Here is a 14,373-nt window from a genome sequence, read left to right as displayed (position 1 = left end):
CAATTCGCTTTGTCAAAAGCGTTCAATGGCGGTAACGGTTATTAAGTTGCCTGTTACGCTGAACTTTACGTTTAGATCGAACAGATTTACCGCATATTCTTTATCATCAGGTTTGTTTTTTTTGTACGCAGGACGAGGATCTTGCGCTAATACCTGGCTGATCACTTGCTGTACATGGTGACGATCTGGGTGTTGGCTGAGTATTTGTAACGCCACGGTACTAAATTCTACTGGTTTCAATTCAGGCTCAAGCTCAGCGTAGCCTCCATAAGCATCAGAGATTGAGTCGGAGTAGGGTATATAGGGTTTGATATCAACGATAGGCGTGCCGTCAACCAGATCGGTAGCACCTAGCTCTATCCAAGTTTGGTTTCCCTCGCTGTAACAAGAGATGAGCTCCACCGCAGACATTCCAATACCATTGGGGCGGAAAGTCGCCCGAGAGGCGAAGACACCAATGCGTTCATTGCCGCCAAGGCGTGGTGGCCTGACGGTTGGCTTCCAGCCAGCATCAAGGTTTTGGTCAAACAGGAACAGTAGCCAAAGATGACTAAATTGCTCTAATCCTCGCACGGATTCTGGGGAATTGGCTTCACCCATTAATTGAATTTTTGCCGTCGCCGCAGGGGCTAAACGTGGTTGACGAGGAACGGCAAATTTCTCTTTATAAGGCGAGTGAATCACCCCTATTGGACTGATGTTGTGTTGCATTAGAGTGCTCTCAAGATCTATGACAGGTAGAAAATATCACAAAAGCACTTGCAATTTATTTCGATTTGTTGAGAATGCTTATCAATTTCATATGTTATAACATAACAAAGAGGATGATTATGCAACAAGGAATTCACCCTGAATACCGTACGGTCGTTTTCCATGACACCAGTATTGATGAGTATTTTCTGATTGGTTCGACACTTAAAACTGACCGTACTATCGAATGGAAAGACGGCAAGACCTACCCGTACTTTACGGTGGAAGTTTCGAGTAAATCGCACCCTTACTACACAGGCAAGCAGCGTGTGATTCACCAAGAAGGCCGTGTGGCGAAGTTCAATAGTCGTTATGCAAACTTGGGCTCAAAGGGGGCCAAGTAATGAAGGTATTAAGCTCATTAAAAAGTGCCAAACAACGTCATCCCGATTGCCAGGTAGTAAAGCGTCGTGGGCGCATCTACGTGATCTGTAAATCCAACCCAAGATTTAAAGCAGTTCAAGGTAAAGTGAAGAAAAAATAAACATTCACAGAATGAATAATAAGCTATTTGTTATTATGTTGTTGGTGTAAGTGTTGGTTATTTATTGTTTTTGCAGTTTATAATTCCACCTATATTTACACTTAGTAACATTTAGCTCTTTTCTTCTTCTGGAAGATAACGTAACCTCCGCTCGTTTTTGATAGGAATATCAAAGGAGATATGGGTCGCAAATTGACCCATATGGATAGGAATCTTTCAAGGAGGGAACAGATGAGTTCATCTGCTTCAAATTCGCAACCTGCACCACGCAAACCTTTATTCACCCGCTTTCTCGACAGTGTTGAATACCTAGGTAACCTTCTTCCACACCCGATCACTCTATTTGCTATCTTCTGTATGGCAATCTTGGTGTTATCTGGCATCGCAGGCTACTTTGAAGTGTCTGTTGTGGACCCTCGTCCAGAAGGCGCTGCTGGTCGTGCAGCTGATGGTATGATCCACGTTGTTAGCTTGCTTAATGCAGAAGGCTTGCAGCTGATCGTAACCAACCTTGTGAAAAACTTTGTTGGCTTTGCGCCGCTAGGTACTGTGCTTGTCGCAATGCTTGGTGTTGCGATTGCTGAACACTCAGGCATGTTGTCAGCAGCAATGCGCGGCATGGTTATGGGTGCATCCAAGCGCATGGTGACTTTTACGGTTGTCTTCGCTGGTATCATTTCGAACACTGCATCAGAGCTTGGCTATGTGGTTCTTATTCCACTGGCAGCGATGCTATTCCACTCTCTAGGTCGCCACCCATTGGCCGGTCTTGCCGCAGCATTCGCAGGTGTTTCTGGCGGTTATTCTGCCAACCTATTGATTGGTACTGTTGACCCACTACTTTCAGGCATTACCCAGACCGCCGCTCAGATGATTGACCCTAATTACAGTGTTGGTCCTGAAGCAAACTGGTACTTCATGTTTATCTCAACGTTCTTCATCTCAATTATGGGTGCATACGTTACTGAGAAAATTGTTGAACCGAAGCTTGGCAAATACAGCGATGAAGAAGCTTCAGAAGATCTATCAAACGATAAGATGGGCTCACTAACTGCGGTTGAGAAGAAAGGTCTAAAACTTGCTGGTCTATCTATCTTAGTTGTTGGTGCACTTCTGGCTTGGACGATTGTTCCTGAAGATGGCATATTGCGTAACCCAGCCACTGGTGGTGTTGCAGGCTCTCCGTTCTTGAAGAGTATTGTGGCGTTCATCTTTGTCTGCTTTGCTATCCCTGGCTTTGTGTACGGCAAAGTGGTTGGCACGATGAAGAACGACCGAGATGTAATTGATGCGATGGCGAAATCAATGTCTTCAATGGGCATGTACATTGTACTGGTGTTTTTCGCAGCTCAGTTTGTCGCTTTCTTTAAGTGGACGAACTTCGGTCAAGTATTTGCAGTTGCTGGCGCAGACTTCCTTCAGTCGATTGGTCTAACTGGCCCAATGCTGTTCTTCGCCTTCATCTTGATGTGTGGTTTTATCAACCTAATGATCGGTTCTGCGTCTGCACAGTGGGCAGTTACGGCACCTATCTTTGTACCTATGCTGATGCTAGTGGGCTACGCTCCAGAAACGATTCAGGCGGCTTACCGTATCGGTGACTCAACCACTAACATCATCACTCCAATGATGAGCTACTTTGGTTTGATCCTAGCAGTGGCAACTCGTTACATGAAGAATCTAGGTATCGGTACGCTAATTGCGACCATGCTACCATACTCAATCGTGTTCCTAGTGGGCTGGAGCTTAATGTTCTACGTGTGGGTATTCGTATTCGGCCTGCCTGTTGGCCCTGGCTCTGCAACCTACTACACGCCTTAATAGCGAACATTGAAAAGAAAGTAGTTCCCCCTATTTTCTCGACAGAAAACCGAAGCCACGTGCTTCGGTTTTTTATTTCTACAAGGTCATCAATACTGAGATCACCAAGAGTGCCGCCATGGATAGATTGAACCAGCGGATACGGTTAGCTTGCCCTAATATTTTTCCTAGCTGTTTGCCTGTGGCGGTCCAAATACTGACAGATGGGATAGTTACCAATGCAAATACCCCTCCAATTAGCACTAATGTGCTCCACGAGCCAGAAGCGTTGTAAGCCCCGACGGCACTTAGGCTGATTGACCATGCCTTAGGATTCACCCATTGAAACCATGCGGCAGCGAAGAAGCTCATCGGTTGGTAATCGATATTTGTGTCGAGCTCGACAGGCGCAGTGGCAATCTTGTAAGCCAAATAAAATAGATAACTTAGGCAGACAAATTGTAGTGCTTGGTTAAGGATTGGATACTGCTCTAGTACCACGACAATGCCAGTGCCAACCACCATGACCATCACGAAAAATCCTACCATGATCCCTGCCATGTGCGGGATTGTTCTCAAGAATCCGACGTTAGCACCGGATGTGAGCAACATAATGTTGTTGGGACCGGGAGAAAATGTCGCTGCAAATGCAAACAGTGCCAGAGCACTAAGTGTTTGAATGTCCATATTAAATACCCACTGGCTAAAAATTGTTCTTGTATCTTAACTAACCTGTGAGTAAATTTTGTACCTAATTACACCGTGATTTAATGAAATTGTGCAACAAAGTGACCTTATGGATAGATATGACGAAAGGATATTGCGTGAACTGACCAAAGATGGGCGGATCTCTAATGTAGAACTCGCTCAGAGAATTGGTTTGTCAGCGTCAGCAACTTTGCGCCGGGTACAGGAGCTGGAGAAAAATGGGGTGATTACTGGCTATCGAGCCGTGTTAGATCCGCAAAAGATGGGGGTTGGATTTGTTGCCTATGTGACTATTGGCCTATCGAATCATAGCAAACACTCTCAGCTTGATTTTGAAAACAGAGTATTTGATGCAGAGCAGGTGGTGGAGTGTCATAACATCACTGGGGGCAGCGAGTATTTGTTACGGGTGGAAACTCAAGATTTGAAATCCTACAAACAGTTCCACTCCAAAGTGCTTGGCGAAATCCCTCAAGTTAATGCGATTACCACATTAGTGGTTATGGGCAGCCCCAAGGACTCACGAGTATAAAAAAGCCCTCACGGCTAGATGAGGGCTAGGTTTAACATTTTGTCGGGTGATGATTATTGAACAATCTCACCAGATTCAATAATGGTCTTGCGGACTAGGTCAGTAAACTCAAGCGCTTCTTTACGGATCTTATCTTCATCCACCGTCAGCATTTGACGCTCTTTCATTAGAATGTTGCCATCAACAATCGAGTGACGAACGTTAGCGTTTGTCGCAGAGTAAACCAACGCAGAATATGGGTTGTACACAGGAACCATGTTTGGTGCCTTAGTATCGATCACTATGATGTCAGCTTTTTTGCCCACTTCTAGTGAGCCGATGCTATCTTCCATATGAAGGGCTTCAGCCGCGCCAATTGTCGCCATTTCAATTACGTCTTGTGGTGGCATCGCTGCGCGGTCTTGGCTAACAAGCTTGTGTACTTTCGCTACTTGGTTTAGCTCATCAATAGTGCTTAGACCATTACCTGACATAGGACCATCGGTGCCTAGACCAACACGCAAACCCATCTCACGCATTTTAAGCACAGGTGCAACGCCTTTTGCTGACTTGATGTTTGCGCTCATGTTATGAGCCACACCTACGTCGGCATCTTTAAGCATTTGCAGGTCGTCTTCATCGGCTAAAATTACGTGGGCTGCAATAAGCTTATGGTTCAATGCGCCAATCTCTTTCATGTAAGCAATCGGTGATAGACCGCCTGAGCGCTCAGCGATTTTTTCTTGCTCACGGTGTGATTCTGCTAGGTGAATCATGACCGGTACATCTTTCTCAAGTGAAAGCTTGGCGATCTTCTGCAAGATTTCCGTGGTGTTAGTGTATGGTGCATGAGGGGCAAATGCCGGGGTAATACGAGGGTGGTCTTTATACTCTTCGATAAAGTTAAGTGCGTATTGAATGCCTTCTTCTGCATTTGCCGCATCCGCTACTGGGAACTTAATTACGGACTCACCCAAAATAGCGCGCATACCTATGGTATCGACAGTTTTGGCTACTTCATCTTCAAAGTAGTACATGTCAGCGTAGGTAGTTACGCCGCCTTTGATCATTTCAACGTTACCCAAGTTGGCACCAATGCGCACCATGTCTCGGCTAACTAGTTTAGCTTCAAGTGGGAAGATGTAGCGATGCAGGCGATCAGGCACATCATCCGCCAGTGAGCGAAATACTGTCATTGAAACATGGGTATGGGTATTAATCAGGCCCGGCATAACAATATCGCCATCGACCGCTAGGGTTTGCTTGGCTTTGTACTGTTTTGCTAGTGACGCATCACCCACGGCAACGATCTTGTTATCTTTAACTACGACGGTACCGTGTTCATAGATAGTGCGCTCTGCATCCATGGTTAAAACGGTTGCATCAGTAATTAGGATATCGGCTGATTTTGCAGCGAGTGCAGAGGCTGAAAATAGGCCAGCAAGCGTCAATGCTGACGCCATCAAAGAGTGTTTTAGTGACATTGTAATTTATAAAGCTAAGGGGTGTGGGCGCGATTATAGAGGGATATGAATCTCATGCAATCGTTTGGGTAAGGATAAGGCTTTATATCAAAATATTTGACAGCACGCTGACACTGGGTGTTCTCCGATTGAAGTAACGCAGTGATTTCCCTCGAAAGTTCTTAGTGCACAATTGACGACTTTTGCCTGTTTTGAAAGGCTAGATTCTCCAATATTGAGGACAGTGTATGAAGCCAGTCTTTTTGATTATATCTTCAATCGTATTAACAGGATGTATTGACCTTCCACACCCTCCTGTAGTGACCCAATTTGATGGGGAATGGCAAGGACGGCGTATAAACCATACTGATAACCCAGTCTGTTTGCCGACCCAAATGTTTGGCTCAATCAAGCAAGGGAAGGTGCTGTTTGTCTTGGAGTACAATGACACCAAACTCAGTGGCAAAATCGATCAAAATGGGGTGCTGGCGTTAAGTAGCAATAACCCGATGTGGCAGTATCAGTTTTCAGGGCGAGCCAAAGAAGGCCGTATCGATGGCAAGTGGTCGGTAGGCAATGCAGGGTGTGAAGGGGAGTGGTATTTAGACAAAAAAGGCTGACGTCATCGTCAGCCTTTTGCTTAGTCAATTAATTACCAGCCTTTTACCACACCACCTTGGAAGATGGTTTTCGCAGCTTGGTAAACTTCATCGGTTTGGTACGCTTTTACGAAGTTTTGTACGTTTTCAGCGTTAAGGTTCTCTTCACGAGATACGATCAGGTTTACGTATGGAGATTCCTTGTCTTCAACAAACACACCGTCTTTCTCTGGTGTTAGGTTGATAGAGCTTGCGTAGGTCGTATTGATGATCGATAGTGCGACATCGTCTAGTGAACGTGGTAGCTGCGCAGCATCTAGCTCAACAATAGTAATGTTTTTTGGGTTCTCTACGATGTCACGTACCGTCGCTAGTAGACCTACGTTTTCACGCAGTTTTACTAAGCCTTGCTGTTCAAGAAGGATAAGTGAGCGGCCTAGGTTAGTTGGGTCGTTAGGAACTGCAATACGTGCACCGTCTTCGATTTGCTCAACTGATGTTACTTGCTTAGAGTAACCAGCAATTGGGTAAACAAAAGTATTGCCTGCGATGGTTAGCTTGTAACCACGGTCAGTTACTTGCTGGTCCAGGTAAGGCTTATGTTGGAATGCGTTTACGTCGATTGATTTGTCGTCTAGCGCAGCGTTTGGCGTTACGTAATCTGTGAATGTCACTAGCTCTACGTCTAGGCCATACTGTTCTTTAGCTACTTTCGCTGCAACTTCAGCTACTTGAGCTTCAGCACCTGCCATTACACCAACTTTGATTTTGCTGTTATCTACCGCTTGTTCACCACAACCAGTAAGTACTGCTGCCGCTGCAACTGCAGCCAAAAGACCTTTAAGACTGAACTTCATAATATTCTCCTTGTTATAAATCCACTAAATCTGTTTGTTTATCGATGATCAACTCGGCGAACAATGGCGTCGCCCAGCGATTGAATAATTTGTACTAGGACGATCAGCATCACTACTGTGACCGCCATAATGGTTACTTCGTAGCGGTGGAAACCGTATCGAATGGCTACATCACCTAGGCCGCCACCGCCTACGGTGCCTGCCATTGCGGAGTAACTCACAAGTGTCACTAGGGTAATGGTGACTGAGTTGACTATGGTTGGCAGAGCTTCTGGTAGCAGAACCTTAGTAATAATTTGAGTAGGGGTTGCGCCCATCGATTGCGCAGCCTCCACAAGACCGGTTGGAACCTCAAGCAGCGCACCCTCAATCAAACGAGCGACAAAAGGAATTGCACCAATGGTCAAGGGCACAATTGCGGCAGTGGTGCCAATAAAGGTGCCAACCAATAATTTGGTAACAGGAATGATGGCGACCATAAGTACCAAGAAAGGCACTGAACGACCGACGTTGACGATAGCGCCAAGAATGGTGTTTAGCTTGGTGTTCTCAAGCAAACCACCTTTCTTGGTGGTGTGTAAAATCACACCCAGAGGAATACCGACAGCGAAACCCACCAGACCAGCAACACCGACCATGTATAAGGTTTCCCAAGTCGCTTTGAGTAGAAGATCGGCGTTAAGGCTTAGCCACTGTGAAATTGAATTAAAGGACATAACCTAGCACCTCCACTTTTACATTGTGCTCACGCAGAAACTCTATGGCTGCGTTGTCGTCTTGTTCACTACCAAAGAGTTCGGCGACCATCATGCCGAATTTCACACCGCCGGCGTAATCCAGATCGGAGCTTAAAATGCTGACATCAATGTTGAATTTACGGGCAATTTGACTCACTAATGGCGCATCCACCGTGGCTCCCGTAAACTCCAGTCTAACCAATGGGTGGCTGCCTTCAATGCGCTGGGATTGCAGACGGGCTTGGTAATCTTCTGGAATTGATAGGTCAAGCGTTGAGCGAATAAACTCATGCGCAAGCTCTGTTTTCGGGTGAGCGAATATCTCGCCAACACTGCCTTTCTCAACCAATTCACCACCACCGATGATGGCCACTTGGTGGCAGATGTTCTTCACCACATCCATCTCATGGGTGATAAGTAAGATGGTGATCTTAAGTTTACGGTTGATCTCTTTTAGCAGCTCAAGAATTGACTGAGTGGTTGCAGGATCAAGAGCGCTCGTCGCCTCATCACACAGCAGTACCTTAGGGTCTGACGCTAGAGCACGTGCAATTGCAACTCGCTGTTTTTGGCCGCCACTGAGGTTGGATGGATAGCTGGTGTGCTTATTTGCAAGCCCAACCAGAGCTAAAAGTTCAGTGACTTTAGCGTCGATATCCGCCTTGTTTGTACCTGCAAGTTCAAGGGGCAGAGCCACGTTGTCAAATACAGTACGAGAAGACAATAGGTTGAAGTGCTGGAAGATCATGCCGATGTTGCGGCGAGCTTGGCTTAATTCTGCTTTGCCAAGCTTGGTCAGGTCCACACCATCAACGATGACAGTGCCGCTGGTTGGCGTCTCTAACATATTGACGCAACGGATCAGGGTGCTTTTGCCCGCACCCGATGAGCCAATCACACCAAAAATAGTGCCTTGCTCCACCGTAAGGTTGATGTTTTTCAGCGCATCGATCTGTTGCGAGCCCTGATAAAACGTTTTATTGACCTGATTAATCTCAATCATTTTGTAACCTGTCCAAAGTTGCTTGGGCTTTCCGATAACGACATGTTGAATATTTGTACTCAAGATGTGATGCCCATTTAGCACAATATTTCGAGTTGGTGCTGATTTGTTAGGTGATGCTATGGTTTTCCTTTTTGCGAGTCAATAGATATTTTTACGTCTAGACGTCTAAAATGGAATTCATTAGTGCTAAGCGTTATAAAGCGTGCAATAATTTGAGCAGAAGATATTTATGAGGAACTGATTTTGGCTAAACCTGCTGTATTTTTGGATCGTGATGGTGTAATCAACGTTGATCATGGCTATGTGCATGACGAGCACGATTTTGAGTACATTGAAGGTGTTTTTGAGGCAACTCGAGCGCTAAAAGAGATGGGTTATTTGCTGGTGTTGGTGACTAACCAATCGGGTATCGCTCGTGGCAAGTTTAGTGAAGATCGCTTCTTATCCCTGACGCAGTGGATGGATTGGAACTTTGTTGACAACGGTGTCGAGCTTGATGGTATCTACTACTGTCCACACCATCCAGAGCATGGTATCGGTGACTACAAGCAAGATTGTGACTGTCGAAAACCTAAGCCAGGTATGTTCAAGTCAGCACAAGACTTTCTCAAAATCGACATGAGCCGCTCTGTCATGGTCGGTGATAAAGCCGAGGATATGATGGCCGCAGAAGCTGCGGGTGTTGCGACCAAACTCCTAGTGCGTACAGGCAAACCTGTGACCGAGAAAGGTGAAGCCATTGCCACTGCTGTGTTAAATAGCATCGCTGATGTTCCTGCATTTTTGAAGCAAGCCTAATGAAACGTTTATTGATGTTAGGTGCAGCTGCTCTGCTTTCTGGGTGTGTCAGTGAGCCACCTGTTGAGACGCAATCCTACTTGTGTGCCAATGACCTTGAAGTGGAAGTCACCCCGATGGCGCAAGATCAAATAGAAGCGTATGTCGATGGTAAAGCCTACCTCCTGAATCGAACGCCAAGTGCTTCTGGTGAAAAATACCAGTCGCCACAAAGGCATATCCAGTTGTGGTTAAAGGGGCGTCAGGCAAGCTTGAAGTGGAATCATTATCCTATCCAAATCTGCGTTATGCCTAACCCACACAACAACTTAGAGCCAATAAACGAATAACCATGTCGAAAAAGCTGACCATATTAGATATTGCAAAACTGGCAGGTGTCGGGAAATCGACCGTGTCTCGCGTACTGACCAATGACCCTAAAGTTAAGCCAGCAACGCGAGAAAAAGTGGAGCAAGTGATCAGCGATTCAGGTTATGTGCCGTCAAAGTCTGCTCAGTCGATGCGGGGCGGCAGCCAAAAAGTCATCGGTGTGATTATTTCTCGTTTGGACTCCCCGTCTGAAAACAGAGTGGTCAGTGCGATCCTAGACAGTCTTTATAAGTTTGGCTACGACGTAGTGATCATGGAGAGCCAGTTCGATCGCTATAAGACGAACGAGCACCTTGAAGTATTGCAGCGACGTAATGTTGATGGGGTGATAGTGTTTGGCTTTACCGGGTGCGACATTAGCCAAGTAGAGCGTTGGGAAAACCGTGCCGTGGTCATTGCCATGGATACCTTGAGTGTTTCCTCGGTTAATTACGATAACCGAGCGGTAATTACTGGTACACTAGACCATATCGCTGAACAAGGCATTGAAGATATTGCCTACCTAGGGGTAAATCCGAGCGATAAAACTACGGGTAAGATTCGTCTCGAAGCGTATCAGCAGTGGTGTGCAGAGCATCAGATAGCGCCACATTTTGTCACTGGTGAACTCAACCATGAAAGCGCTTATGCGCTGGTGGATGAGCTCATGGTGCACCAACCTAAGGCAATCGCCTGTGCCAGTGACACCCTAGCTCTAGGTGTGGTGAAACGCCTGCAAGAACTTGGTCGTCATGACATCCTCGTGACTGGTGTTGGGGCAAACCCTATGTTGTCATTTCTTTTCCCAAATACTTACAGTATTGACCCGGGCTATCAATTAGCGGGTGAAACTGCATCTAAGCTTTTGATAAATCAGCTTTCTGATACCGCTGGGGTTGAACATATCTGCCTTGAACCTCTCTTAGACTGAGTAATTGATCTACAATTATTCGTGAACTTGCTCAATTTTTGGGACTGTTCCCATTTTAATTTGTAAATTAGTTTGGCAGTATTCCCATCAAGAAATGGGAACAGTCCCATAATTAGAAAACTTCCCAATCTAGGGATTCCAATAAGGGTGTAAACATTATGAGTAAGATAGCGAGTCAGGACATTACGCGTCTTATCGAGTTAGTCGGTGGCAGCGAGAATATCGCCAGTGTTAGCCACTGTTTAACTCGTTTGCGTTTTGTTCTTAACGATACTAACGCTGCAGATATTAAGGGCCTTGAAGGGCTAGCTATGGTGAAGGGGTGCTTTACCAATGCAGGCCAATTTCAGGTGGTGATCGGTACTGAAGTCGATGAAGTATACAAAATGCTGATCGCTCAGGCGGGCAAAAGCGCCAGCTCTAAAGACGATGCTAAGAATGCCGCTCGTCAAAATATGAATGTGCTGGAGCGTGGTATCTCCCATCTTGCTGAAATTTTTGTACCACTGCTACCTGCGATCATTACTGGTGGCTTGATACTGGGTTTCCGTAATGTGATTGGCGACATCAAGATGTTTGATGGCCAAACTCTGACGCAAATCAGCCAGTTTTGGGCAACCGTGCACTCTTTCTTATGGTTGATTGGTGAAGCGATTTTCTTCTTCCTACCCGTGGGCGTATGTTGGTCGACGGTGAAGAAGCTCGGAGGAACACCGATCCTTGGTATCACCTTGGGTGTAACGCTGGTTTCACCGCAGTTGATGAATGCTTACATGATAGGTAAAGCCGCTCCAGAGGTATGGGATTTTGGCCTGTTTGTGATTGAAAAAGTCGGCTATCAAGCCCAGGTAATCCCTGCGATGTTGGCAGGTGTTGCACTGGCCTTTATCGAGACCAACCTAAAACGCATCACACCTTCTTACCTTTACTTAGTGATCGTACCTTTCGTTTCAATCATCTTGTCAGTGATTTTGGCGCACGCATTGATTGGCCCATTTGGCCGTATGCTTGGCGACGGTGTTGCAGCGGCAGCTAAAGCTGCGATGACTGGTGACTTTGCAGTTATTGGGGCGATGATTTTTGGTTTTGTTTATGCACCGCTAGTTATCACAGGTGTGCACCACACGACCAACGCCGTGGATTTGCAATTGATGCAAGAGTTAGGTGGTACGCCAATCTGGCCTTTGATTGCACTATCAAACATTGCCCAAGCATCTGCAGTGGTTGGCATCATCATGATCAGCCGTCGTGAAGGTGAGCGAGACATATCTGTCCCTGCGGCCATCTCGGCTTACCTAGGTGTGACAGAGCCTGCGATGTACGGTATTAACTTGAAGTACAAGTTCCCAATGCTAAGCGCCATGATTGGTTCAGCGATTGCCGCCGCTATCTGTGGTAGTGCTGGTGTAATGGCGAACGGTATCGGTGTAGGTGGTTTGCCGGGCATCCTATCAATCCAACCTCAATACTGGACGGTGTATCTAATTGCGATGCTAGTGGCGATTGTCGTGCCAGCATCACTGACCTTGATGATGTACAAGCGTGCTCAAGGTAAAGGTGAGCTTGCGACAGCCAGCGCCTAATCCTCCTTTCGGGGCGAGGTCATGATTAACTCGCCCCACTTTTCTTGTTTTGATTTTTTGAGTAAGTGATTTTTCCATGACAGCACAACACGACTGGTGGCGCACTGCGACCATCTATCAAATTTATCCTAAGAGTTTTTGCGACAGTGGAAGTCGTGGTACGGGTGATATTCAAGGCATCATCTCAAAACTTGATTACCTTAAAAACTTAGGAGTGGATGCCTTATGGCTGACTCCGGTTTATCAATCACCGATGATCGATAATGGCTACGACATTTCAGATTACTATGCGATCAACCCAGATTTTGGCAGCATGGAAGATTTTGATGAGTTGCTTGCTAAAGCCCATCAGCGTGGTATCCGTATTATTATGGATATCGTGGTTAACCATACTTCCACTGAACACCATTGGTTCCAATCTGCATTAGGTGACAAAAACAGCCCATATCGTGATTACTACATTTGGAAAGACCCAATTGATGGTCATGAACCTAACAACTGGCAGTCTAAGTTTGGTGGTAATGCTTGGGCGCTTGATGAAGCCACAGGTCAGTACTATCTGCATCTGTTCGCTAAAGAGCAAGCAGACCTCAACTGGGAGAACCCAAAAGTTCGCGCTGAAGTGAAGGAAGTGATCAGCTTCTGGGCGGAAAAAGGCGTGGATGGATTTCGTCTCGATGTGATCAACTTGATCTCTAAGCAGCAAGATTTTCCAAGTGATCGTCAAGGCGATGGTCGTCGATTTTATACCGATGGACCAAGAGTTCACGAGTATCTGCAAGAGATCAGTGATTCCGTATTTCAAAAATATGGCAGCGTGACCGTTGGTGAGATGTCATCAACCACCCTAGAGCACTGTCAACAATACTCCGATGTCAGCGGAAAAGAGCTGTCGATGGTGTTTAACTTTCATCATCTAAAAGTAGATTACCCGAATGGAGACAAGTGGACGAAAGCACCATTTGATTTCATTCAGCTCAAACAGATTTTCAACCATTGGCAGACGGGCCTAAACGGCAAGGGGTGGGGGGCACTGTTTTGGTGTAATCATGACCAGCCGAGAGTGGTTAGTCGTTTAGGCAATGATACCCAATACCGAGTGGAATCAGCAAAAATGCTCGCTGCCAGCGTACATATGATGCAGGGTACGCCATACATCTATCAAGGGGAAGAGATAGGTATGACCAACCCTGGTTATACCACCCTTGAGCAGTACCGTGATGTTGAGAGCATCAATATGTATCAGATCATGGTGAAAGATTTAGGGATAAGTCATCAGGATATGATGGATATTTTGCAGCAAAAATCTCGTGATAACTCACGTACACCTATGCAATGGGATAGCTCTTCGCATGCAGGTTTCACCCAAGGCACTCCTTGGCTTGAGGTGGCTGCCAATTATCCAACCATCAATGCAAAAGATGCGGTAGCAGACAAAAATTCGGTGTTCTACTTCTACAAAGAACTGATTAAGTTGAGAAAAGCGATTCCAGTCATCACCAGTGGCGATTACACCGACTTGATGCCGGATCACCCAAGTGTATTTGCTTACCGTCGTCAGTCGCAGAGCCAAATTTTGATTTGTCTGAACAACTACTATGACCAAGAAGTGGTGGTGTGTGTGGATGAGCAAGTGGAATCTGGGCGTTACTTGATAGGTAACTACCAAGATATTGAGATGCAAGTTGTGACTCGTGAACAGGTACTGCGTCCATACGAAACGCGTACGATTTTAATTGAGAGAGGCTAGTTCCCCCAACTTTGCTTCAATCTCGGGAGAGTTTGGGCTTTGGTTGAT

The 14,373-nt window shown here is 46.0% G+C and carries 16 protein-coding genes; 10 read left to right on the top strand and 6 right to left on the bottom strand.

Translation table 11 applies throughout. The annotated features are described in order from the left end of the window. Nucleotides 1–12: 12 nt before the first annotated feature. Complete coding sequence (tsaA, locus tag J4N39_RS11420) at nt 13–711, bottom strand: tRNA (N6-threonylcarbamoyladenosine(37)-N6)-methyltransferase TrmO (RefSeq protein ID WP_252019337.1); 699 nt, start codon at nt 709–711, stop codon at nt 13–15. Between the two features lie 119 nt (nt 712–830). Here tsaA and J4N39_RS11415 point away from each other — a divergent pair, with 119 nt between their 5' ends. The 3 genes from J4N39_RS11415 (at nt 831) to J4N39_RS11405 (ending at nt 3,055) form a co-directional block, all read left to right on the top strand. Beyond that, on the top strand, nt 831–1,094 hold the full coding sequence (locus tag J4N39_RS11415) for a type B 50S ribosomal protein L31 (protein WP_252019335.1): 264 nt from the start codon (nt 831–833) through the stop codon (nt 1,092–1,094). Then, nucleotides 1,094–1,234, top strand: coding sequence for a type B 50S ribosomal protein L36 (ykgO, locus tag J4N39_RS11410; RefSeq protein WP_252019333.1), 141 nt, complete (start codon nt 1,094–1,096; stop codon nt 1,232–1,234). Before J4N39_RS11415 ends, ykgO begins: the two co-directional genes overlap by 1 nt. Before the next feature lie 231 nt (nt 1,235–1,465). Further along, nucleotides 1,466–3,055 (top strand): AbgT family transporter, encoded by a 1,590-nt coding sequence (locus J4N39_RS11405; RefSeq protein WP_252019331.1) that lies wholly within the window; start codon nt 1,466–1,468, stop codon nt 3,053–3,055. Nucleotides 3,056–3,133: 78 nt separating this feature from the next. Here the strand turns inward: J4N39_RS11405 and J4N39_RS11400 are convergent, their stop codons facing one another. Then, complete coding sequence (locus J4N39_RS11400; RefSeq protein WP_252019329.1) at nt 3,134–3,721, bottom strand: LysE family translocator; 588 nt, start codon at nt 3,719–3,721, stop codon at nt 3,134–3,136. 109 nt (nt 3,722–3,830) lie between these two features. On the opposite strand from J4N39_RS11400, the gene J4N39_RS11395 reads away from it, so the two are divergent. Then, nucleotides 3,831–4,274 carry an Lrp/AsnC family transcriptional regulator gene (locus tag J4N39_RS11395; RefSeq protein ID WP_252019326.1) on the top strand — a complete coding sequence of 148 codons (444 nt, stop codon included), beginning with the start codon at nt 3,831–3,833 and terminating at the stop codon, nt 4,272–4,274. Between the two features lie 53 nt (nt 4,275–4,327). Here J4N39_RS11395 and J4N39_RS11390 read toward each other — a convergent pair whose 3' ends face one another. After that, entirely contained in the window at nt 4,328–5,737 is a 1,410-nt protein-coding gene (locus J4N39_RS11390; RefSeq protein WP_252019324.1) for an amidohydrolase, read from the bottom strand. A 227-nt stretch (nt 5,738–5,964) separates the two neighbouring features. Between J4N39_RS11390 and J4N39_RS11385 the strand changes: the two genes are divergently transcribed. Next, a complete protein-coding gene (locus J4N39_RS11385; RefSeq protein WP_252019322.1) occupies nt 5,965–6,336 on the top strand; it encodes a hypothetical protein in 372 nt (123 codons plus the stop codon). A gap of 32 nt (nt 6,337–6,368) precedes the next feature. Here J4N39_RS11385 and J4N39_RS11380 read toward each other — a convergent pair whose 3' ends face one another. The 3 genes from J4N39_RS11380 to metN are packed head-to-tail and all read right to left on the bottom strand — an operon-like array spanning nt 6,369 to nt 8,912. After that, nucleotides 6,369–7,172, bottom strand: a complete 804-nt coding sequence (locus tag J4N39_RS11380) for a MetQ/NlpA family lipoprotein (RefSeq protein ID WP_252019320.1) — start codon at nt 7,170–7,172, stop codon at nt 6,369–6,371. A 38-nt stretch (nt 7,173–7,210) separates the two neighbouring features. Continuing rightward, nucleotides 7,211–7,888: a methionine ABC transporter permease gene (locus tag J4N39_RS11375; RefSeq protein WP_252019318.1), complete on the bottom strand. Its 678-nt coding sequence runs from the start codon at nt 7,886–7,888 to the stop codon at nt 7,211–7,213. Next, nucleotides 7,878–8,912, bottom strand: a complete 1,035-nt coding sequence (gene metN, locus J4N39_RS11370) for a methionine ABC transporter ATP-binding protein MetN (protein WP_252019316.1) — start codon at nt 8,910–8,912, stop codon at nt 7,878–7,880. Before metN ends, J4N39_RS11375 begins: the two co-directional genes overlap by 11 nt. A 246-nt stretch (nt 8,913–9,158) precedes the next feature. On the opposite strand from metN, the gene gmhB reads away from it, so the two are divergent. The 5 genes from gmhB (at nt 9,159) to treC (ending at nt 14,325) form a co-directional block, all read left to right on the top strand. Further along, the gene (gmhB, locus tag J4N39_RS11365) at nt 9,159–9,713 is read left to right on the top strand and encodes a D-glycero-beta-D-manno-heptose 1,7-bisphosphate 7-phosphatase (protein ID WP_252019313.1); all 555 of its coding nucleotides are present in this window, start codon (nt 9,159–9,161) and stop codon (nt 9,711–9,713) included. Further along, complete coding sequence (locus J4N39_RS11360; protein ID WP_252019311.1) at nt 9,713–10,042, top strand: MliC family protein; 330 nt, start codon at nt 9,713–9,715, stop codon at nt 10,040–10,042. The genes gmhB and J4N39_RS11360 overlap by 1 nt, the downstream gene beginning before the upstream one ends. Nucleotides 10,043–10,044: 2 nt before the next feature. Next, the gene (treR, locus tag J4N39_RS11355) at nt 10,045–10,992 is read left to right on the top strand and encodes a trehalose operon repressor TreR (protein ID WP_252019309.1); all 948 of its coding nucleotides are present in this window, start codon (nt 10,045–10,047) and stop codon (nt 10,990–10,992) included. A 158-nt stretch (nt 10,993–11,150) separates the two neighbouring features. Beyond that, nucleotides 11,151–12,575: a PTS trehalose transporter subunit IIBC gene (gene treB / locus J4N39_RS11350; RefSeq protein WP_252019307.1), complete on the top strand. Its 1,425-nt coding sequence runs from the start codon at nt 11,151–11,153 to the stop codon at nt 12,573–12,575. A 76-nt stretch (nt 12,576–12,651) separates the two neighbouring features. Beyond that, nucleotides 12,652–14,325 (top strand): alpha,alpha-phosphotrehalase, encoded by a 1,674-nt coding sequence (treC, locus tag J4N39_RS11345; protein WP_252019305.1) that lies wholly within the window; start codon nt 12,652–12,654, stop codon nt 14,323–14,325. Nucleotides 14,326–14,373: the final 48 nt, after the last annotated feature.

Origin of the sequence: Vibrio sp. SCSIO 43136 (assembly GCF_023716565.1) — a bacterium.
GTDB lineage: Bacteria > Pseudomonadota > Gammaproteobacteria > Enterobacterales > Vibrionaceae > Vibrio.
Note: the sequence above shows the minus strand (reverse complement) of the source record. Positions and strands in the feature narration are given on the sequence as shown.

What these genes read in the sequence shown, in the direction of transcription:
- J4N39_RS11400 (WP_252019329.1), bottom strand. Translation starts at nt 3,721, where the DNA reads ATGGACATTCAAACACTTAGTGCTCTGGCACTGTTTGCATTTGCAGCG.
- ykgO (WP_252019333.1), top strand. Translation starts at nt 1,094, where the DNA reads ATGAAGGTATTAAGCTCATTAAAAAGTGCCAAACAACGTCATCCCGAT.
- J4N39_RS11390 (WP_252019324.1), bottom strand. Translation starts at nt 5,737, where the DNA reads ATGTCACTAAAACACTCTTTGATGGCGTCAGCATTGACGCTTGCTGGC.
- J4N39_RS11385 (WP_252019322.1), top strand. Translation starts at nt 5,965, where the DNA reads ATGAAGCCAGTCTTTTTGATTATATCTTCAATCGTATTAACAGGATGT.
- treC (WP_252019305.1), top strand. Translation starts at nt 12,652, where the DNA reads ATGACAGCACAACACGACTGGTGGCGCACTGCGACCATCTATCAAATT.
- J4N39_RS11405 (WP_252019331.1), top strand. Translation starts at nt 1,466, where the DNA reads ATGAGTTCATCTGCTTCAAATTCGCAACCTGCACCACGCAAACCTTTA.
- treR (WP_252019309.1), top strand. Translation starts at nt 10,045, where the DNA reads ATGTCGAAAAAGCTGACCATATTAGATATTGCAAAACTGGCAGGTGTC.
- metN (WP_252019316.1), bottom strand. Translation starts at nt 8,912, where the DNA reads ATGATTGAGATTAATCAGGTCAATAAAACGTTTTATCAGGGCTCGCAA.
- J4N39_RS11395 (WP_252019326.1), top strand. Translation starts at nt 3,831, where the DNA reads ATGGATAGATATGACGAAAGGATATTGCGTGAACTGACCAAAGATGGG.
- J4N39_RS11360 (WP_252019311.1), top strand. Translation starts at nt 9,713, where the DNA reads ATGAAACGTTTATTGATGTTAGGTGCAGCTGCTCTGCTTTCTGGGTGT.
- J4N39_RS11375 (WP_252019318.1), bottom strand. Translation starts at nt 7,888, where the DNA reads ATGTCCTTTAATTCAATTTCACAGTGGCTAAGCCTTAACGCCGATCTT.
- treB (WP_252019307.1), top strand. Translation starts at nt 11,151, where the DNA reads ATGAGTAAGATAGCGAGTCAGGACATTACGCGTCTTATCGAGTTAGTC.
- tsaA (WP_252019337.1), bottom strand. Translation starts at nt 711, where the DNA reads ATGCAACACAACATCAGTCCAATAGGGGTGATTCACTCGCCTTATAAA.
- J4N39_RS11380 (WP_252019320.1), bottom strand. Translation starts at nt 7,172, where the DNA reads ATGAAGTTCAGTCTTAAAGGTCTTTTGGCTGCAGTTGCAGCGGCAGCA.
- J4N39_RS11415 (WP_252019335.1), top strand. Translation starts at nt 831, where the DNA reads ATGCAACAAGGAATTCACCCTGAATACCGTACGGTCGTTTTCCATGAC.